This is a genomic window from Glutamicibacter sp. AGC46 (assembly GCF_053543715.1).
This window is the reverse complement of the sequence record NZ_JBLVOJ010000005.1, coordinates 46,288-65,881: the sequence shown is the minus strand read 5'-3', so window position 1 is coordinate 65,881 and position 19,594 is coordinate 46,288. Positions and strand designations below refer to the sequence as shown.

Annotated in this window: 20 protein-coding genes; 4 read left to right on the top strand and 16 right to left on the bottom strand. The window is 63.4% G+C overall.

Going from position 1 to position 19,594, the window contains the following annotated elements; genetic code table 11:
- Positions 1-46 precede the first annotated feature (46 nt).
- From ACNPM8_RS01265 to ACNPM8_RS01255, 3 genes are read right to left on the bottom strand one after another with little or no spacing between them, the layout of a single operon-like run.
- Positions 47-1,039, bottom strand: a complete 993-nt coding sequence (locus ACNPM8_RS01265) for a transketolase family protein (protein ID WP_448939085.1) — start codon at positions 1,037-1,039, stop codon at positions 47-49.
- Positions 1,040-1,924, bottom strand: a complete 885-nt coding sequence (locus tag ACNPM8_RS01260) for a transketolase (RefSeq protein ID WP_448939084.1) — start codon at positions 1,922-1,924, stop codon at positions 1,040-1,042.
- 52 nt (positions 1,925-1,976) lie between these two features.
- Entirely contained in the window at positions 1,977-3,314 is a 1,338-nt protein-coding gene (locus ACNPM8_RS01255) for an MFS transporter (protein WP_448939083.1), read from the bottom strand.
- A gap of 245 nt (positions 3,315-3,559) precedes the next feature.
- Here ACNPM8_RS01255 and ACNPM8_RS01250 point away from each other — a divergent pair, with 245 nt between their 5' ends.
- A complete protein-coding gene (locus tag ACNPM8_RS01250) occupies positions 3,560-4,333 on the top strand; it encodes an SDR family NAD(P)-dependent oxidoreductase (protein WP_448939082.1) in 774 nt (257 codons plus the stop codon).
- A gap of 103 nt (positions 4,334-4,436) precedes the next feature.
- Here ACNPM8_RS01250 and ACNPM8_RS01245 read toward each other — a convergent pair whose 3' ends face one another.
- From ACNPM8_RS01245 to ACNPM8_RS01230, 4 genes are all read right to left on the bottom strand, one after another.
- Positions 4,437-5,276: a transporter substrate-binding domain-containing protein gene (locus ACNPM8_RS01245; protein ID WP_181149055.1), complete on the bottom strand. Its 840-nt coding sequence runs from the start codon at positions 5,274-5,276 to the stop codon at positions 4,437-4,439.
- Positions 5,277-5,344: 68 nt separating this feature from the next.
- The gene (locus ACNPM8_RS01240; protein ID WP_448939081.1) at positions 5,345-6,883 is read right to left on the bottom strand and encodes an ABC transporter ATP-binding protein; all 1,539 of its coding nucleotides are present in this window, start codon (positions 6,881-6,883) and stop codon (positions 5,345-5,347) included.
- Entirely contained in the window at positions 6,876-7,727 is an 852-nt protein-coding gene (locus ACNPM8_RS01235; RefSeq protein ID WP_286172304.1) for an ABC transporter permease, read from the bottom strand. Before ACNPM8_RS01235 ends, ACNPM8_RS01240 begins: the two co-directional genes overlap by 8 nt.
- Entirely contained in the window at positions 7,720-8,424 is a 705-nt protein-coding gene (locus tag ACNPM8_RS01230; RefSeq protein ID WP_448939080.1) for an ABC transporter permease, read from the bottom strand. Before ACNPM8_RS01230 ends, ACNPM8_RS01235 begins: the two co-directional genes overlap by 8 nt.
- On the opposite strand from ACNPM8_RS01230, the gene ACNPM8_RS01225 reads away from it, so the two are divergent.
- Entirely contained in the window at positions 8,423-8,614 is a 192-nt protein-coding gene (locus ACNPM8_RS01225; RefSeq protein ID WP_448939079.1) for a hypothetical protein, read from the top strand. The two genes, ACNPM8_RS01230 and ACNPM8_RS01225, sit on opposite strands and share 2 nt — an antisense overlap.
- A 61-nt stretch (positions 8,615-8,675) precedes the next feature.
- Here ACNPM8_RS01225 and ACNPM8_RS01220 read toward each other — a convergent pair whose 3' ends face one another.
- From ACNPM8_RS01220 to ACNPM8_RS01210, 3 genes are all read right to left on the bottom strand, one after another.
- Positions 8,676-10,220 (bottom strand): ABC transporter substrate-binding protein, encoded by a 1,545-nt coding sequence (locus ACNPM8_RS01220; protein WP_448939078.1) that lies wholly within the window; start codon positions 10,218-10,220, stop codon positions 8,676-8,678.
- Positions 10,221-10,436: 216 nt separating this feature from the next.
- A complete protein-coding gene (locus tag ACNPM8_RS01215; RefSeq protein WP_448939077.1) occupies positions 10,437-11,720 on the bottom strand; it encodes an MFS transporter in 1,284 nt (427 codons plus the stop codon).
- A gap of 55 nt (positions 11,721-11,775) precedes the next feature.
- A complete protein-coding gene (locus ACNPM8_RS01210) occupies positions 11,776-12,306 on the bottom strand; it encodes a very short patch repair endonuclease (protein WP_448939076.1) in 531 nt (176 codons plus the stop codon).
- A 186-nt stretch (positions 12,307-12,492) separates the two neighbouring features.
- On the opposite strand from ACNPM8_RS01210, the gene ACNPM8_RS01205 reads away from it, so the two are divergent.
- Positions 12,493-13,554: a 2,3-butanediol dehydrogenase gene (locus tag ACNPM8_RS01205; protein WP_448939075.1), complete on the top strand. Its 1,062-nt coding sequence runs from the start codon at positions 12,493-12,495 to the stop codon at positions 13,552-13,554.
- A gap of 52 nt (positions 13,555-13,606) precedes the next feature.
- Here the strand turns inward: ACNPM8_RS01205 and ACNPM8_RS01200 are convergent, their stop codons facing one another.
- The 6 genes from ACNPM8_RS01200 to ACNPM8_RS01175 all read right to left on the bottom strand — a co-directional run bounded on the left by ACNPM8_RS01200 (position 13,607) and on the right by ACNPM8_RS01175 (position 18,420).
- Complete coding sequence (locus tag ACNPM8_RS01200) at positions 13,607-14,281, bottom strand: hypothetical protein (RefSeq protein WP_400341440.1); 675 nt, start codon at positions 14,279-14,281, stop codon at positions 13,607-13,609.
- Positions 14,278-14,688: a DUF4383 domain-containing protein gene (locus ACNPM8_RS01195; protein ID WP_041650329.1), complete on the bottom strand. Its 411-nt coding sequence runs from the start codon at positions 14,686-14,688 to the stop codon at positions 14,278-14,280. The genes ACNPM8_RS01200 and ACNPM8_RS01195 overlap by 4 nt, the downstream gene beginning before the upstream one ends.
- A gap of 316 nt (positions 14,689-15,004) precedes the next feature.
- Positions 15,005-16,387 carry a cryptochrome/photolyase family protein gene (locus ACNPM8_RS01190; RefSeq protein WP_448939074.1) on the bottom strand — a complete coding sequence of 461 codons (1,383 nt, stop codon included), beginning with the start codon at positions 16,385-16,387 and terminating at the stop codon, positions 15,005-15,007.
- A gap of 156 nt (positions 16,388-16,543) precedes the next feature.
- Positions 16,544-17,122, bottom strand: a complete 579-nt coding sequence (locus ACNPM8_RS01185) for a DUF3618 domain-containing protein (RefSeq protein ID WP_448939073.1) — start codon at positions 17,120-17,122, stop codon at positions 16,544-16,546.
- Positions 17,119-17,538, bottom strand: coding sequence for a phage holin family protein (locus ACNPM8_RS01180; RefSeq protein ID WP_448939072.1), 420 nt, complete (start codon positions 17,536-17,538; stop codon positions 17,119-17,121). The genes ACNPM8_RS01185 and ACNPM8_RS01180 overlap by 4 nt, the downstream gene beginning before the upstream one ends.
- Before the next feature lie 9 nt (positions 17,539-17,547).
- Positions 17,548-18,420 (bottom strand): hypothetical protein, encoded by an 873-nt coding sequence (locus ACNPM8_RS01175; protein WP_448939071.1) that lies wholly within the window; start codon positions 18,418-18,420, stop codon positions 17,548-17,550.
- Positions 18,421-18,850: 430 nt separating this feature from the next.
- Here ACNPM8_RS01175 and ACNPM8_RS01170 point away from each other — a divergent pair.
- Positions 18,851-19,594 (top strand): aldehyde dehydrogenase family protein (locus ACNPM8_RS01170; protein ID WP_448939070.1); only part of this gene is annotated, 744 nt, incomplete at its 3' end.

The following is a 19,594-nucleotide window of genomic DNA, read 5'->3' as shown; positions in this document are numbered from 1 at the left end:
GCACTGCACCCCCCCAAGACGAATCAGCAAGATGATCGAGGCAGATCTAGCTAAGCTCTGCCAGGACCTTGGACACAATCGCGCTGATCGACAACCCATAGCGGTCATGGAGTGTTGGCAATGCGCCCGCATCCAAGAACTCATCGGGCAGGCCGATGGGAACGACCTTAGAGGAAACACCGCCGCGGATCATGGTGGAAGCCAGAGTTTCGAACAACCCGCCGATGACCGAGTGGTTTTCCAGCGTGACTACCAGACGGTCCCCGGCCACCTCCTTCAGAACTGTTTCCGAGTCGAAGGGCTTGATGGTGGGGGAGTGGACCACGGAAACGTCCACGTTGTGCTTGGCCAGTTCCTTCGCGGCATCCAGTGCGCGCATGGTCATCAGGCCGCTGGAGACGAAGACGACGTCACGTCCACCGCGTAGTACTTTTGCCTTGCCCAATTCGAAGCTGTAGTCGTATTCATCCAGGACGGTAGGCACCTTGCCGCGCAGCAGGCGCAGGTAGGTTGGCCCTTCAGAAGCCGCTAGCTGCGGCACCGATTGCTCGATGTCCACCGAATCGCAGGGATCCACGATGGTCAGGTTCGGCATCCCGCGGAAGATGGCAATGTCCTCGGTGGCCTGGTGGCTCGGGCCGTAGCCGGTGGTCAGCCCCGGCAGGCCGCCAACGATGTTCACGTTGAGGTTCGGCTCGGCGATATCCAGGCACAGGAAGTCATAGGCCCGCCGGGCCGCGAACACCGAATAGGTGGAAGCAAAGGGGATCATGCCGGTTTCGGCGAAGCCCGCGGCGGCCCCGAACAGCAGCTGCTCGGCCATGCCCATCTGGAAGAAGCGCTCGGGATGCTGCTGGGCGAAGATGTGCATATCCGTGTACTTGCCCAGATCGGCAGTCAGGCCCACGATGCGCGGATCCTGCTCGGCCGCCTTGGCCAGGGCATGGCCGAAAGGCGCTGGCGCGGTCTTCTGGCCGGGCTCCGCGAAGGAGGCAATCATGGCCGAGGTTTTCAGTCGTGGTTTAGCGGTGGCAGACATTTAGGAGTTGCTCCCTTCGAAGCCTTCGGTGAGTTGGTCGCGGCAGATCTGCCATTCGTTGTCTTCAATGCGCATGAAGTGGGCTTTCTCGCGGTTTTCCAGCAGCGGAACGCCGCGGCCTACCTTGGTGTCGCACAGGATGACCGAGGGGCGCGAGGCGAGGGCCGCTTGGGCCGCGATGTTGTCGAAGGCCTGCAGCAGCGCTCGCGGGTCATTGCCGTTGATCCGCTGGGCGTACCAGCCGAAGGCTTCCCATTTCTCGGTGACCGGTTCGGTGCGCAGCACCCCGGCGGTCGCGCCATCGGCTTGCAGGGCATTGATGTCCACCATGGCCGTCAGCTGGCCCAGCTGGTGGTGTGCGGCACCCATGGCCGCTTCCCACGTGGAGCCTTCATCCAGTTCGCCATCGGAGAGGAAATTGATCACCCGCTGGGTCCTGTTCTGGTGGCGCAGCCCCAGGGTCATGCCCACGGCGATGGACAGGCCGTGGCCCAGCGAGCCGCCGGAGATTTCCATGCCCGGGGTGTAGGTGGACATTCCGGACATCGGAAGCCTCGAATCGTCCGACCCGTAGGTTTCCAGCTCTTCCACCGGGATGATGCCCGCTTCGGCCAATGCGGCATAGAAGCCGATGGCGTAGTGGCCGGTGGAAAGCAGGAAGCGATCACGGTCTTCCCAGTCAGGTTCTGCCGGACGGAAGTCCAGCTGGTCCGCGTAGACGGCCGCGAACATGTCCGCAGCGCCCAATGCTTGACCTACATATCCTTGGCCCTGCACCTCGCCCATGTTCAGCGAGTGGTGGCGGATGCGGTAGGCGGCGTCGCGGACCCTTTCGGTGCGCTGGCCCAAAGTCAGCGTCTGGTTGTCGGTGGCTGCAATTGCCATGGGAAGTCCTTTCAGGAATTCAACGGGTCGGGGTTCGGGTTGGCTCACCGGGTCAGACGCAACTTGCCTGCGGATTCTCGGCGATGGCTTGGTCAGTAAGGTGGCGTTCGCGAGGGCCCCAGGTTTCCTTGGTCACCAGAGCCGCCCACAGGCCGATTAGCGCGTAGCCGATGAAGAGCGCGGCCGGGCCCATCCAGCCGAACTGCATGAAAAGCAAAGTGGTGATGAACGGGGTGAAACCGGAAACCATGGCCGAAATCTGGTAAGCCAGTGAGGCGCCGGAGGAGCGGGTCTTGGCCTGGAAGAGCTCCGGGAACCAGGCTCCCTGGGCACCTGCCATGGAGTTCTGGCAGATGGCATAGGAGATCACGATCGTGGCAATGATCATCAGGAACGAGCCGGTGTTGACCATGAGGAACATCGGAATGCCGAAGAGCGCGGCAAAGGCGCAAGCGAAGAGGTAGACGGTGCGACGTCCAACGCGGTCGGTGAGCCGGCCCCAGCGGTAGGTCGCGTAGATGCCGATGGCCGAGGCGATGCTCAAGGCGGTCAGCGTCTGCCAGTTCGCGGCCAAGCCAGTGGTGTGCAGGTAGGAGATCATGTAGGTGATGGAGACCGCGTAGCCCGCGGTCTCGGCAATGCGAAGCCCGATGCCGCGCAGGATATTGCGCCAGTCGGTGCGAATGACATCCTTGATCGGCGACTTGACGATCTGCCCTGATTTCTTCACGTCATCGAAGACCGGGGACTCCGGGACCTTCGAACGGATGACCAGTCCCACGATCACCAGCAGCAGGCTGGCCAGGAACGGAACACGCCATCCCCAGTCGCCAGGCAAGTGCACGCTGACCAGGAACACCAGATTGGCCAGCAGCAGCCCTACCGGGAATCCGGACTGGACAATCCCGGTGAACCTGCCCTTTTGCTTCCATGGCGCGTGTTCGTAGGTCATCAGGATTGCCCCGCCCCATTCGGCGCCGAAGGCCAGGCCCTGGACGATGCGCACGAAGACCAGAAGCGCTGGAGCCAGCACGCCGACCTGCTCGTAGGTGGGCAGCACGCCGATGAAGAATGTGGCAAGACCCATGACGATCAGCGAAGTGACAAGCACCGGCTTGCGCCCGATCTTGTCACCGAGATGGCCGCCGATAATCCCGCCCAGCGGCCGGGCTGCAAAGCCGACGCCCAGGGTGGCGAAGGATGCAAGCGTTCCCGTGAGCGGGTCAGCGCCGGGGAAGAATGCGTGTCCGAAATACAGGGCGGCCGCGGTGCCGAAGCCGATGAAATCGTAGGTTTCAATGGTGGCTCCAACGCTGGAGCCTATCGCGACGCGCTTGGCGTCCTTGGTGCCGTGGATCGGGCCACGCATTTCTAGAGCTTCGCTGCTCATGAGTGGCTCCCTTCGTGAGTTGTGGGATGCGGGCAATTTTCATTGTTGACAGTCAACACTAATAGAAGTGTGAGCGACGGCACAAGTTCTGTCAAGGGAAAATTTAACAGTTGACTGTCAACAGTAAACAAAACTATCGTGGTGTGCACCACAAACTTCTGGTGCGTTTGTCCAGAGCAGAGCACCGCAACCACCAAGTTCGCCTCATCGTTGTCCGGGCGGGCCGTATTGAAAGCAGGAATCCGATGAATCAAACCCAGCGCACTGCAGTACTAACCGGTGCCACCTCGCAACAGGGGATCGGCATCGAAACCGCCCGGCACCTGGCCCGGGAAGGCTGGGGCATAGCGATTCTGGATCTGGACCACTCCGCATCCGAGCGCGTAGCCACGGAGATTGCAGAGGAATTTGGCGTGCCGGCATTCGGCCACCAGATCGACGTTGCCGACGAATCCTCGGTCGCCGCGGCCCAGGCGGCGGTGGCAGCCCGCGTCGCCGCGGGGGAACTGCCTCCTACCGGCGCCGTCGTGAACATCGCGGGGATTACCTCCCCGGTGGATTTCCTGGATACGACTTTGGAGATCTGGAACAAGATCATGAACGTCAACGCCACGGGCACTTACCTGGTGACCAAGGCATTCCTGCCGGAAATGATCGAGAGCGGATGGGGACGAGTGATCAACATGTCCTCTGTCTCTGCTCAGCGGGGCGGCGGAGTATTCGGCAAGGTCCCGTATTCCTCAGCGAAAGCGGCAATCCTTGGGTTCACCAAGGCGCTGGCCCGCGAGATCTCGGCCAGCGGCGTCACCGTCAATGCGATTGCGCCGGGCGCTGTGGATACCAACATCCGTGTTGGCAGCACCGACGAGCAGGAGGCGGCCATTGCCGCGGGCATCCCCATTGGGCGCACCGCAACCACCGGAGAAGTCGCATCGGTCATTGGTTTCCTGGCCTCCGAAGGCGCTTCCTACCTGACCGGCACCACCATTGACATCAATGGCGGCAGCCACATGCATTAGCAGTTCCAGGTTTGGGCCAGTTCAAGGACTAGAAGAAGCCAGTGGCCACGCCCCGAATAGTTCGGGGTGTGGCCGCTGGCCTATTGTCATGTTCTGGCGGCGGCTATCCGAACCAGGGCTTCTCGGCAGCCGCGAGAGTCCCATCGTTCTTGGCCATGTTCAGCCACTGGTTCACGTATTCCTGGAACTCGTCATCGCCCAGCGGTAGCAGGTACGCCTTCTGGGAGAAATTGAATGGCTGATCCGGGTGCACCGCGCACAGCTCGGGGTGCTCGTTGGCCACCCAGCGGGTCTCCGAGGCGTCGGTGGTCATCACGTCGGCACGCCCGGCAATGATCTCATCGAAGATCTTGTTGTTGTCCTCGAAACGGATGATCTCGCCCTTCGGGTAGTTCGCATCAGCGAACTTCTCATTGGTCCCGCCAATCGGGGTGATGGAACGGACCCCGGGCTGGTTGATTTCCTTGACCGTGTCGTACTTCTCCACGTTCTCGCACAAGGTGATTGGCGTCTTGCCCTCGTCCAGGGTGGCTTCGCTGTAGTAGGCCTGCTGGGCGCGTTCCATGGAAATGGATACTCCGCCCACGGCGATATCGCATTCGGAGAGGAAGTCCGGCATCAAGTCCTTCCATGAGGTCTGGATGAACTCGGGCTCTGCGCCCATCGACTCGGCAAGATTCTTGGCCATCGTGATGTCGATTCCCGACCATTGCCCGGTGTCCGGGTCAAGATAGGTGAACGGCCGGTAGTCCCCGGTGGTGCAGACCTTCAGCGTTCCGGCTTCAGCTACGCTGGCCAGTCGGGTGCTCTCGGAAGCTGGCTCCTGGGCGTCGCCGGAATCCGGGGCTGGAGCCGAACAGCCTGCAAGGAACAAGGCTGCGCATAGGGCCAGCAATGGCAACCGGCGGGTAATGGACGGATTCTTCTGCGAACTGTCGGTCATAGTCCATCAATCTATAAGCGCTCCAAGTCAGGGCACAAGAGTTCCGGGATTTCTTACGCGAGCAGAAATCAGCCGGCAGCAGGAACCGCTGCGGTGAGGTCCAGCGCGGCCACGAGATCCTTGCTGTGCTGATGTTCCGCGTAGCCCAGGAAATCGTTGAGCGGCCGATGCTCCACCAGCTCGCCCTCGTAGAACACGGCTACGTCGTCACTCACATAGCGGATCACGTCCATGTCGTGGGAGATGACCACCAGGCTCAGCCCCATTCGCTCGCGCAAATCAAGCAGCAGGTCCAGGATGTGGCGCTGGGCTACCGAATCCAGTGCCGAGGTGGACTCATCGCAAATCAATACCTGGGGGTCGGTCAGCAGCGCCCGCGCGATGGCCAGGCGCTGGAGCTGGCCGCCGGAGCACTGGCCCGGCCTGCGATCCAGTAATTGCTCGGCCAATCCCACCTGGGCCACGGCCTGCGCCATGCGTTCTCCGGCCTGGATTGCCGGCAGCCGGTGCACCGCCGCGCTCATCGACGTGCGGAGGGAAAGCCGAGGATCGAAGGACGAGTACGGTTCCTGGGCAATGACCTGCACTCGCGTTGCTTCGCCATTGCGGTGCGTATCGATGATCCGTCCGGTCGTTGGCTCTTCCAACCCGGCCAGCAGCCTGGCGAAGGTGCTCTTGCCCGAGCCGGAGCGGCCCACCACTCCTAAGACCTGGCCGCCGTGCAGGCGCAAGCTTGTGGGCTTCAATGCTGCCGGTCCCTTTGCGCGGCGCGTGTAGTTCTTGCCCGCATCCACTGCTTCCAGCAAGCAGGCGGAATCCTTCGTTCGTGGCGTGCGCAGGGGAGGCAAGCTGGCTTCCACCAGTTCGCGTGTCTTGGAATGGCGGTCCTTGGAGAAGATGTGCGCGGTGGGGCACTGGTCCACAATTTGCCCGTCGCTGACCACCACGACGCGGTCGGCGATGTGCTGGATGCTGGCGATGTCGTGGGTGATGAACAGGACGCCCACGCCACGTTCCTGCTGCTTGCGGCGCAAGAGCTGGAGTACTTCGGCCTTGAGGATCGAATCCAAGGATGACGTTGGTTCATCAGCCAAAATGAACTCCGGGTCAGCGGCCAAGGCGATGGCCAGCATGGCGCGTTGGGCCATCCCGCCGGAGAGCTGGTCCGGGCGCTGGCCGGCAATCTGCTGGGCAGGGGACAGGCCTACTTCTTCGAGCAAGGACAGCACCTGCTGCTCGTGCTGGCGGGCTTTGCCCCAGCCGTGGGCTCCCAGGGCTTCAAGCAGATGCGCGCGGATGGTCAGCCGCGGGTTCATCACGCGCTTGGGCTGCTGGAACAGCATGCTGATGCGCCGTCCGCGCACCGAGTCCATGGCCTTCTCGCCCAGCTGGTCAAGGCGCCGGCCATCAAGCAGGATCTGGCCCTCGGCACGCAGCTGCTGGGGCAGCAGGCCGATGATCGCCTTGGTGAGCAGCGTCTTGCCGGAACCGGAACGCCCGACCACCGCCACCAATTCGCCAGCTCGCAGGGCGCCGCGTGCCTCGGAGAGCAATCGCTGATCGCCGGAGCTGACCGAAAGGTCAATGAATTCAAGTTCTCTAGTCATGGGCTTCCGCCTTGGCCTCGGTGGCAAGCACGTCCTGCCCGCCCAGCACGTGGGTGATGCGATTGCCCAGCAAGGTGACGCAGAAGCTGACCAGGAAGATGGCTGCGCCCGGCGCAATCAGGCCCCAAGGGGAGCGGATGGCATGGGGCTGGGCTTCGGCCAGCATTGAACCCCAGTCGGACTGCGGCGGCTGGACGCCGATGCCCAGATAGGACAAGGAGCCGAGCAATACCAGCAGCAGCCCGAAGCGCAATGCCGCCTGGGCCAGCACCGGTCCAGCCACGAAGGGCAGGACGTGGTGGCGCAGGATGAACCAGCGCGAAGCGCCGACATGCCTGGAGGCTTCGACATGGTGGGTGGATAACGCCTGGGCCGCCATGGAACGCACCAACCGTGCGGTGGGAGTCCATGCCACGACGCCCACGGAAAGCACCATGGTGAAGAATCCGGGACCCATGACTGCGATGATCAGCAGCGCAATCACGATTTCGGGCAGCGCGAGCAGCAAGTCGTTCACGCGCAGGAAGAGCTCATCCAGCCACCCGCCGCGCACCGCGCTGAGCAGGCCCAGTGCCGTGCCAACCAGCAGCGCGAACAGCGTGGTGATCAGCGCTACCGATAGCGAGAACCGGCCACCGTGCAGCACGCGGCTCAAGGTGTCGCGGCCCAGGGCATCGGTGCCCAGCAGATGGGACAGGCTGGGTCCCTGCAACCGGTCCGCCAGGTTCTGGGCGTCGGGGTTGTAGGGGGAAATCCACGGAGCGGCGATGGTCAGGATGACCACCGCCAGCAAGATGAACGCGGGAGGAGAAAGCAGGATTTCCCTGGAATGATTCCTAGCCATGTCGTACACCAATCCTCACATTGGGATCGCTGATCCTGTGCACCAGGTCAACGATTCCGGTCACCAGTACGGCACAGGTGACGACCACCACCACGCCACCCTGGGCGACCGGGATATCGGCATCGACGATGGAGTCGAAGATCAGCCGGCCCATTCCGGGAATGGCGAAGATGACTTCCACGATGACCGACCCGCCCAGCAGTCCGGCAAACCAGACACCCACCATGGTCCACAGCGGCAGCAAACCGTGGGGAACCACATGGCGGACCAGCCCCTGGGTGCTGCTCAGCCCGCGGGCGCGGGCGGCCAGCACGTGCTCGGAGTCCAATGCCTGGCGCACCCCCGAGCGCACCGCGACGGTGAAGAAGCTGATTGGGCGCAAAGCCAGAATGGAGACCGGGAGCACCAACGAGGCCGGGGAATCGAAACCGGCCGAGGGAAGCAATGACCAGCGCACCGCGAAGAGCAGGACCAGCAGCGGAGCCAGCGCATATTCGGGGATGGCAATCAACGCATGGGTCGCCGAGGTGATCAGCCTATCGGGCCACCTCCCGGCACGGGTGGCCGACAGCACTCCCAAGACAATGGACACGGCGATGGCCACCACCAACGCGCTGCCGGCCAAGGACAGGGTGACGCCAATGGCCGGCAGCACCTGGTCGGCTACCGGGGTGCCGCTGATATGCGAGATGCCCATGTCTCCAGTGGCGAACCGGCCCAGCCACCGTCCGAACTGCACCAGCATCGGGTCGTGGCAGGCCGAATTGCTGTGCGTAGGCCTGCACCGTTGCCTCGTCGGCGGCCCCGATGTCCATGCGGGCGCGCAGCAAGGACCGCACGGGGTCCCCGGGGGAAACGAAGGGGACCAGGAATACCGCGAAGGATGAAAGCAGAACTGCTGCGCCGAGTCCAATGGCCCGGCGCAGCATGATGGCTAGAGGTGACACGCTAGCTGGTCTTCGCCAGATCCTTGGTCAGCACGTAGCGGGTCAGCGGGTCCTGGACGTAGCCCTGGACCTTGGCTCCCACGCCGTCGATAGCCTGCTCGTTGACCAGCCAGACGTTCGCTGCGTCGTCGGCGAGCAGATTGCCTGCCTGGCGGTACAGGTCGTGGCGCTGGGCCTCGTCCTTCTCTGCCAGTGCCTGGCCGATCAGCTGGTCGTAGTCCTTGTTGCAGTAGTGGCTCAGGTTGTAGCCGCCCTCGCAGGTGTAGTCGGACTGCAGGAAGCCGATCGGATCGGCAATGTCGATCATCCGGTTGCGCTGGCTGAGGATCATGTCGTAGTTGCCGGCCAGCACATCCGGTTCCGCGGCGCCGTAGGACTTGGTCACCACATTGGCCTGCAAGCCGATCTGCTTGAACTGCTCCTGGATGATGGCGCCCACGCCGGCGAACTCCGCGCGTTCGGTGATCGCAATGATTTCCAGGGGCTTGTCCTGCTGGTATCCGGAAGCTTCCACCAGCTTCTTGGCTTCTTCGATATTCACCTGCGGTACGGCCAGATCCGGGTTGGCCCACGGCTCGCTCGGGGCGAAGGGGCCGGTGGCAGGCTGCGCTGCGCCTTCGTAGATGCTGGCGGCCATGGCCGGCAGATCCAAGGCCATGGTGGCGGCCTTGCGCAGGTCCAGGTTCTCGAATGGGGCACGCGAGTTGTTCAGGTACAGGGTCGAGGTGCGAGGCGAATCGGCCTTGAGCACGCTGATCTTGCTATCGGCTTCCAAGGCCGCCAAGCTGGTGGCCGGGATGGACATGGAAATGTCCGCTTCACCGGTCTGCACCTGGGTGGCGCGGGTGGCGCCTTCGGTGATGTAGCGGATTTCGCCGCCAGCCAGCTTCACCTCTCCGTCCCAGTAATTCTCATTGCGGTCCAACGTCAGGGACTGCCCGGCCTTTTCGGAGACCGGGGCAAATGGTCCGGTGCAGTGATTCATCGGATCGATGCCCTTACCGGTGTACGCGGCAGGGGAAAGCACGCCGGCGTTCACGCTGGCCATGCGGTAGGGCAGCAGCGGATCCGCGGCGGGGGTGGTGACGCGCACGGTATCAGCGTCGAGGGCCTGGACCTTCTTGATGGTCTTGGGGTTCACCGCACGGGCTGGAGCGGTGGCCTTAAGGACGTGGTTCAGCGAGCCGGCAACGGCCTTGGCATCCATGGCGGTGCCATCCTGGAACAGTACGTTCTTGCGCAGCTCGAAATCCCATTCGGTATCCGAGGACTGCTTCCAGGAAGCAGCGAGCATCGGTTCAACGGTTTTGGTGCTCTGGTTGTATTTGGCCAGGGTTTCCAAGCAACCGGCGATGGAGAGCACATAGGCGTCGTCGCTTTCCAACGCCCAATTGGATACCGGGGCGCGGAAATTGGCCACGACCACGCGGGCTTCCGAGTCCGCGGCTTGTTCCGGGGCGGAGCTCGCAGGGGTGGAGCTGCAGGCGGTCAGCGCCAGGGCAATGGCCGCAAAACCTGCGGCAGCGCTCAATCGTCCAAGTTTCATGGAAATCCTTCGGCATTACGTGATGGATTGGCATCTAATGCAATAGAGCCTCGGTAAGCGTACCCTAATTAGTTGACTCGTTTTGCTGATTATGACCCGGCAAGGAAAGCGGAGGAAAATCCCCCGCCGAGAGCCTGGGAAGAGTGGAAGCTGAGTAGTGCAAACTTGGGGTGCCCCGTGGAAAATCTGCGAGGGCAGCGCGTCATGTGTCGCAGTTCACGCACCCTGGGTCTGCAGGCCTGAACGCCGCACGAGCGACGCGCCAAGCCAAGAAGCAAGGACCAGCGGAATGATGAGAACCAGCCACGGCAGGAATCCGGGGACGTGGCCCTGGCCGGCCTGGGACAAGAGCCAGCCCACCAGCAGATTCCCCAGCAGCACCGCCAGGCCGCCGCAACTGGACAGCAAGCCGAAGTAGGATCCGGTACCCCGGTGCCCGGCGAATCCGGGAACCAGAGAAAGAGCTGCAGGGTGCACGCTCATATGCCCCAAGGCCAGTAGGGTGACCGCGCACAAGATGCGTACCGCCGCGGTATTTTCGCCAAAAGCCGTGGCGGGGAGAAAAGCGAGCACGCCGAACCCCAGGGCGCTGGAGACATATCCGCAACGCAGGGTCGCCGCCGCGCCGCTCCGTGCGGCGAGCCATGCGATGGGCAATTGCAAGCCCAGGGTCAGCACGGAGATCCACGCGAAAACCAGTCCCAGCCACTGGGTGGGCAGGCCCGTGCGTTCCAATTCCAGGGGAATGGCCAAATAGAGCTGGTTGTATGCCAGCAGGTCCGAGGCATGCAAGGCGCAGAAGGCCACGAATTTCCGGTCCGCCAGGCAACGGCGCAGGCTGCCAGGCTGGGCCGGCCGCTTGGCTCGTGGCCCGGCATGATCCAGCGAAGTGCCTTCCTGAGCGTAGCGGCGCAATGCCGCAGCCAGGAACAGTCCGATGGCGATGAAGAAGATTGCCCCGAAACCTGCAACGGCCGCGAACCCCCAATCCCACAAGGCCGCTCCCACCAGCGGTCCAGCCACCGCGCCGATTTCTCCGGTGACGCTCAGCCACGCAAAGAGCGTGGCCCGCTTGGCTCCCGTGGGCTGGCCCCTGTCGCGCGCGGTCTGGGCCGCGCCCACCAGAATGCTCAGGCCCGGAGAGAAAAGCGCCCCGCCGAATCCGGTGAGCAATGTGCCAAGGATGAACAACCAGAGCTTCGGGTCGCCCAAGGATAGGGAGGCGGCCAGCGTGAAGAACCCGGCGGCGCGCACTGCGCAGCCAATGAGGATCATGCGCCGGGCGCCGAAGCGATCGGCCAGGCTGCCTCCGGCCAGGAAGAGGCCCTGCTGGGCGAAAGTCCGGATGCCCAGGATCAGGCCCACCGCGGCGCCTGCCAACAGGAAGTCGTTGGCCAGCACTACGGCAAGAAAGGGAACCACGGCGTAGAAGCCGATATTGAACAGCGTCTGGGTTCCCAGCAGTACCGGGACTTCGAAGCGGGACGTGCTGGTTTTCATGGACCTCGGGGAACGGGCAGGTGCGCTGCGGGCAGATCGGGCGGACTCTTTGATCTTAGCCAACACCGGTGCCCTGGGACGGGTCCTGCCCGCCGGGGCTGCCCGGCAGGATCCGTGCCGGTCCGAGGAAACTTGCCGCCCTGTCCAAGACGCCATCCATCGCCTTCAGCTCGCATTCCCAGAGCGTCAGCGATTCCCAGCCAAGGGCCGCCAGGCTATCGCGATTGCGCTGGTCCCGGGCGATGTTGGCATCCAGCTTGGGGTTCCAGTACCCGGTATTGGATGCGGGGCGCCGCTGGCCCACCGGGCAGTCGTGGCCGTGCCAGAAGCAGCCGTTGACGAAGATGGCCTTGCGCCGGGCGCTGAAGACCAGATCCGGGGATCCGGGAAGCTTTCCGCCCCGCAGCGGGATGCCGGGATGCGCAGCACGCAGCTGGGCAACTTGCCGTGCGGGCAGGACGCCGTGCACGCTGTAGCGGTACCCGGCGGCATGCAGCAACCGGCGCAGGACCAGTTCCGGTCCGGTGTTCTTGCTGGAAATGCGCGACATGAGCGCCGAACGCTGCGCCGCCGACATGATGTCCATAGTCCATTGTGCGCCGCGAACAGACCGCGCACTGCTGGCTGGGCTTTGGCTGGATGGTTTGCTGGAGCCAGCGGATGAAACCTCTTGCAACGGTTCCCAAACCTTGGCTGCCGCAGTAGCTTGGAGCTGAAATGGCCGGCCGGGATCGGGCCGGTCGGCAAAAGGCAGAAGAATCGAGGGGGAGCCATGCGCGCAGCACGGTACTACGACCAGAAGGACATCCGGATCGAGGACATCGATGAGCCGCAGCTGAAACCGGGAACAGTGGCCATCGACGTGGCCTGGTGCGGCATCTGCGGCACCGATCTGCACGAATACCTGGAGGGCCCGATCTTCATCCCGCCGGCCGGGCATCCGCACCCGCTCTCCGGGGAGAGCGCTCCGGTGACCATGGGCCATGAATTCTCCGGAACCATTACCGCCCTGGGCGAAGGCGTCACCGGCCTTGAAATCGGCGAGAACGTCGTGGTGGAACCGTACATCATCCATGAGGATGTGGACACCGGCGAAGGCCAGCAGTACCAGCTCTCCCAGGACATGAACTTCATCGGCCTGGGCGGCCGCGGCGGAGGGCTATCGGAGAAAATCGTCGTGGAACGCCGCTGGGTGCATCCCATCGGCAAGATCCCCCTGGATGAGGCCGCGCTGATCGAGCCGCTGTCGGTGGCCCACCACGCCTTCGTCCGCTCCGGGGCGAAGGCCGGGCAGGTGGCGATCGTGGGAGGTGCCGGCCCGATCGGCCTGCTGACCGCAGCGGTGCTCAAGGCCAAGGGGCTGACAGTCTACATCTCGGAACTCTCCGAGGCCCGCAAGGCCAAGGCGCGGGAAACCGGAATTGCCGACGGGATTTTCGATCCCAGGGAAGGGGACGTGGCCGAACGGGTGCGCGAGGCGACCGGCGGCCGGGGTGCGGATACCGGATTCGAGTGCTCCTCGGTCCCGGTGGTGCTGGACATGCTCCTGGACGCGGTGGCTCCCGGCGGGGTGATCGTCAACGTTTCGATTTGGGGGCATAAGCCGCAAGTGGACATGCCCAAGCTGGTCTTGAAGGAAATCGACCTGCGCGGCACCATCGGCTACGCCAATGACCATCCGGACACCATTGCCCTGGTGCAAAGCGGCAAACTGGACCTGGCCCCGTTCATCACCGGGCGCATCGGGCTCGACGAGCTGGTTTCCGAAGGGTTCGACCAGCTGATCAACAACAATGAGGAACACGTGAAGATCATTGTTGATCCGCGGGCCTAGCCTGCAGCTATCGGGGCCAGTTGGATCACTGGCACTGGCCCCCTGGCTGCGGCTAGTGGTGGTGTTCTGCCTGTTTCATCTTGCCAATGATTCCCGGGTCGATGTCTCCCGAACGATGAGCGCCGTGCTCGGAATGCGGTACCGCGAGTTCTCCAGCGGACGAAGCTGCCAACCCCAAACTGGCAACCGCCGCAACCGCAACCGAACCGGCAAACATGCTCCCGAGGACAACTAGGCTGCTGGAACGCACTGCCCGGTGCGGATAGTTCTTCCGCCGCTTGCGCTGCCACACGAAGACCGCCAGCACCGACAGCTCAAGCAGCAGCAAGGAAGCAATAGTGAGATCCAGATTCTTCGCTCCCTCCGGGAACCCCCAAAGGCCGGCAACAATGCTGGCTAAATGCACGGAGGAGACGAGCGCCAGGCAGGGGACCGCAAGCTTCACGGCAGGGGCCGCTGCCTTCAGCAGGCTGGCAACGGCGTACACCAGCGCCACCCCGGCCCAGGCCGCGGATGCTATCGCGCCGAGCCACGCCCACCACGGTGCCGGGGCGGACCCGACCCCGAATGCCGATGCCAGGCTGGCGGAGGAGGCCGCGGCCAGCGCCGCGACTCCCAGTCCGGCGATCCCGGCATAGAGGCCGCCGAAGGCAACGGAGCTCGCAACTGCATCTCGCCCTTGGATGGCAGGTTCGGTGGCAGGCTCCGTGGCCTCATGGGAAATCATGACCGTGCAGTATGGGCTGCTGGCGTCCGGTCCTGGGACAGGCCTACCGACAGCAGGACAATCGCGCTGGCTAGATGCAGGACGTTATCCGCACCGTTCAGGGCAATGATGTTCAGTGCTGTAGAGGCCAAGAAGAGGCCGAGGATGCCAACCAGGAGGTAGACGGCGCCCACCGTGGTGTTGGCGAGCTTGGAAGCACGCACGGATCCGAGCCCAGCGATGAGCAGTGCTGCGCCGATGGCCAGGTGGATGACGTTGTGAAGTGGATTGACCTCGAAAATGATCAGCTTCCCGCCCTCTGTTGCGAAGAAATCCACGCCGGCAGTGACAAGGAACCCGAGCAGGCCGACAAGGAGGTACACGGCCCCGAAAATCGTTGCGAGCAAGCGGTTAGGCGATGTGCGCATGGCAATCAGTCCTTCCTGGGACACGGATTCTAGTCCGTGTCGAGTTCTGCGGGTTCCGGAAGGAACCCTGTAGAAGTTCTTCGGAGAAGGACGCAAGGCGGATTGGTCTTGATTGGACTTATTTGCCGGCACCGGAGGCACCCAAGGATGCGGTAGGCGTTTTCGCATTGGTGTTCGGTTGGGGACGCTCTGGATCCCTCGGCAAGGAAGCTGATGCGTTGAGAGAGCGAGCCGAAAATGCGTTGGGCCGAAACAGCGAATAGCAGGTCATCGTGGATCTGCGGGCTTCATCTTCTCGCTGCCAGACGCTTCGCGACTATGAGCTGAGTTTCATCTGCTCGTAAGCATCCAATGCAGCCTGCCGCGATTGCTTCAGGTCCACAATGGGCTCCGCGGCCAGCGGCGCGAATCGAGCCGTGTAGCTTCCCTGGGGATCGAATTTCTTGGCCTGCAGTTCCGGGTTGAAGACCCGGAAATATGGGGAAGCGTCGGCGCCGCTTCCAGCGACCCACTGCCAATTGGCAGTATTGCTGGCGAGATCCGCATCTACCAAGGTGTCCCAGAACCAGCGCTCGCCGCCCTTCCAATGCACTTGCAGGTTCTTGACCAGCAGGCTGGCTGCCACCATCCGCACCCGGTTATGCATCCATCCGGTCTGCCAAAGCTGCTGCATGCCGGCGTCCACTAGACCGAAACCGGTGCGTCCTTGTTGCCAACAGCTCATATATTCCGCGGCCTGCGGGTCTGCCTCAGGCCAGGCCCAGTCGAAATGATCGAACTGCGCACGCAGATTCCGCTCCGGAAGCTGCGGGTGATGGTAGTACAGGTGCCAGCAGAAATCCCGCCAGGCGAGCTGGCGGCGCATCGCGGTGGCACCGTCGGAAGCCTCGGGATTTACGGCGGCCAGCCGGCCCAGCTCCTCCCACATCTGGCTTGCGCTGACATGCCCCCAGCGCAAGGCGGGGGAGAGGGCAGACGTTCCGTCCAGATCGGGGCGGTCATGGTGCTCCGGGTAGTCTTCGGCGATTGATTCCAGCACCTGCTCCAGGCGCTGGCGCGCAGGCGCTTCTCCGGGTTCCCATTGCGCGGCGAGTCCGTCAATCCAGTCCAAAGCCGGCAACAATCCCAAGCTCTCCAACTCGACGCTGGCGGGAAGATTAGTGTCCGGGAGGGGTTCTTGTGCCTGTGGCGCGGGCAACGGAGGACGGATCTCGCCGTCGCGCAACGCGTTGTAGAAGGGCGTGAAGACCCTGTAGCCGGTCTTGTTCTTGGTCAGCAGCTCCCAGGGCTCATGCAAGAGCGTTCCGCTGTAGCTGCGCGCGTGGACGCCTCGGGCCTGCAGCTCCTGCTTGATCTGCATGTCGACGGCGCGTTCGGCGTGGCCGTAGCGGCGGTTCCAGTGCACGGTCTGCACGTTGCCTTCGTGCACGAGTTCGCTGATGATCCCGGTGGCCGGGCCTTGGCGCAGGATGAGCGGGATTCCCAGTTTTTCCAGCGATCTGCGAAGGTCCTCCAGCGCCTGATGCAGCCACCATTTGGCCGCGCCGCCCAGCGGGCGGATGCCGGAAGATTCCTGATCCAGGACATATGCCCCGATCACCGGACCGGAAGAAAGTGCGGCATCCAATGCCGGGTGATCGCTGGTGCGCAGATCATCTCGGAACCATACCAGCTGGGTAGGCATAGCCGAATGATTCATTTGGAGTTCTCCATGGAATCATCCTAATGGTTATTTAGCTTAGCTAGCTAAATCCGGTGGCTCTCCCCGACTGGCTCGGCGGCTACCGGGCAGAGCAAGAGGCTGGTGGATCCAATCAGTGATTGCACGCACCAGCCTCTTGCCGCGCCCAGGGGATCAGGAGCCGTGATCCATCTCCTTGGCCGTGTCCTTTGCTTCGCTGTGCAGATGCTCGGCTTCGGAATTGGCTTCGGATTTCACGGTTTGCACGGATTCCTGGGCGGAATCCCGCAGGTCCTCGGCGGCCTGCCGCGCAGGCTCCCGCAGGTCGTCGGCAATCTGCTTCGCCGTATCCTTGGCCTCTTCGGCCAGCGGTTCTGCCTTGTCCTTGACCCGCTGGACCAGCTCGGCTTCTTTCTGGGTCCCCGGAAGCAGCGACGAGGCCAGCAGTCCTGCCCCGAAGGCGATGATTCCGGCGGCCAGCGGATTGCCCTTGGTCTGCTCCGCCACCCTGTGCGGTGCGTCCCTGACGGCTTCTGCGGCGTCTTCGCCGTAGTGGTGCAGCTGGTTAGTCGTTGATTCACCGGTTCCCATGACGGAGTCCTTCACCTTCCTGAATGAGTCCTTGACCTTTTCGGATTGGCGGTGGGCAATATGGCTGGGACTGACCTTGTCGGCAATCGCGTCCACATCCTGTTGCATGTCGCCTCGTGTCTGGGCGATGTCCGCGCGGAGTTCTTCTGAGTTCTTGCTCATGGTGCATCATCCTTCGGAGTAAAAGCTGACGGGATCCTCTTGACTGTCTCGGCCGTATCAGGCAGTCCCTTGATTTCTTGGATCTTCTTCTTGGCGGCGCTTGCCAAGACCAGACCGATGACCGCCCAGAGGGCGGCGATCACCAAGGCCGAGAAGCCGTAGCCAATCCAGAGCGACAATCCGAAGAAAGCCGCAACGGAAAGGAACAGCAAGACGAAATGGCCGGCTACACCGGCGCCGGCGTACATGCCCGCGCCTTTGCCGGCGGAGCTGGCCGACTCCTTCAACTCCGTCTTTGCCAGCTCGATCTCTTGGCGAACCAGCAGCGATACGTTCTGGGTCAGGTCATTGAACAGGGCGCCGAGGGAACTGCGTTCATGTTCTGCGGAATCGGGATCTGGCGTCGTGTGAGTCATCGAATGCTCCTAGCGGTAGTCGGTGCTGCGCGGATCCCCAGGAGGGTAGGAGCGCAGCGGGTCAACATCCACCGAATCGTCATGCAGCGGGTTGCCTGCCGAATCCACGCGGGTGGTTCCGTGGAAGGACGGGTCAACCCGCACCGGCCCCGGTCCATCTCCGGCCGCTGCGTTCGGTGCGCTGGTGGTTCCGGGACCCGCTTCCTGGTCGCGGTGCCCTGTGGCTTCTTTCGGCTCGCTGGCATTCCGGGTCATGCGTCCTGCCAGCAGGCCGGCGCCCAGCGCCAGCCCCAAGAAGGCGGCAGGGCGTTTGCGTGCAAAGCCCTTGACCTCGTCCAGCAAGTCGTGCGGTTCGCGCTGTTCGAGCCAATCGGCGGCCTGGCCGCTGTGATGCGAAGCCTGGTCCACCAGCATGGAGGCGGTTCCGCTCGCGCTGGACTGGTCCAGCATGGCGCGGAACTCATCGCTGATGTCGCGCAGGTTGGCCGCGACCTTGCGCTGCTGCGCGGAGGTCTGCTCCTTCAGGTCGGAGCCGAGTTCATCCCACAGATGGGTGGCCTGGTCCTTGGCCTGATCAGCGAGCATCGAGGCTTCCTGCTTGGCGCTGTCAAGTACGTGGGTGGCGGATTCCTGGCCCTCGCGCGCCAGATCCTGGGCTGCCTGCGCTTTGCCCGACGTACTGCCGCTTCCTGCGGGCTGCAGGTCATCGGAATCATGCGCGTCGGCCGGTACCGGTTCGACAGTGCCCGAAGGGAACAGGTCGGTTTGCGGCTCGGTCAACGGATCCGGATCGTTCAAGCCGTGGCGGACGGTTCCGGGTTGCGGGGTGCTGCGCGGGTCATCGGGGAATGGATTCGAACTGGTGTAATCGTTGGTGCTCATGTCTTCCCTTCCTCTGCTGCTGTCGTCAGCTGCGGGTGGCGCGGCAGGTGGCCGCGCATCCGGCTCCGCAGTCCGTGCGGAGCGCTGCTGGTTGCCTACGACGCTAGGCAAGAGCGCGCCGCAGGTCACAGATCGCGGCCAATCCGCAGGAAGCATTCAGGTTCGGTGGCGACAGCTCGGAGCTTCCAGGAAAACAGGAGGCAAGCGAGTAGGATCGAGCCGGATCCCGAGCGTCCAGCGCACCACCCGGCGCAGCTGCGAGGAGTCCAGCAGTACTGCAATCCCTGCTGCGGCCCAGTTCGCAGCTTTGGAGGAGCAGCGGCACTTTCCGTGGCGAACACGCCAATACCCGACGAGTCCGGGGCATTGGCGACGGGAGCTGGAAGACTGGGCGCTAAGTGTCCAACAAGCGAATCTTCGAAGGAGCACCATGTCCACTTATGCCGTTACCAATCCCGCCACCGGCGTAGTCGAAGCAACCTACCCGACTGCCACCGATGCGCAGATCCAGGATGCCATCGCCGAGGCGCACAACGCCTACACCCAGTGGTCGGTCTCCGCACTGGAGGAACGCGTCGCCCTGCTGGAGCGGGTGGCTGACATCTACGAGGCACGCGCCGATCAGCTGGCCGCGATCATCACCCGCGAGATGGGCAAGCCCATCAAGCAGTCGCTGGGGGAAATCGGCATCGTGGCGGCGATCTACCGCTACTATGCCAAGAACGGTCCGGGGTACCTGGCCGACGAGGAGCTGGAGATCGCTTCGGGCGGCAAGGCGCTGGTGCGCAAGGAAGCGGTCGGCGCGCTGCTGGGCATCATGCCGTGGAATTTCCCGTACTACCAGGTGGCACGCTTCGCCGGTCCGAACCTGATGAACGGCAACACCATCCTGCTCAAGCACGCGCCGCAGTGCCCGGAGTCGGCGCTGGCCATGGAGGAGATCTTCAAGGAAGCAGGAGCCCCGCAAGGCGCGTATGTGAACATCTTCGCCACCAATGACCAGGTCGCGGACATCATCGCCGACCGCCGGGTGCAGGGAGTATCCCTGACCGGTTCCGAGCGCGCCGGAGCGGCCGTGGCAGAGATTGCCGGGCGCAACCTGAAGAAGGTGGTGCTGGAACTGGGCGGCTCGGATCCATTCGTGGTCTTCGACGACGCGGACGTGGGGGGCTGC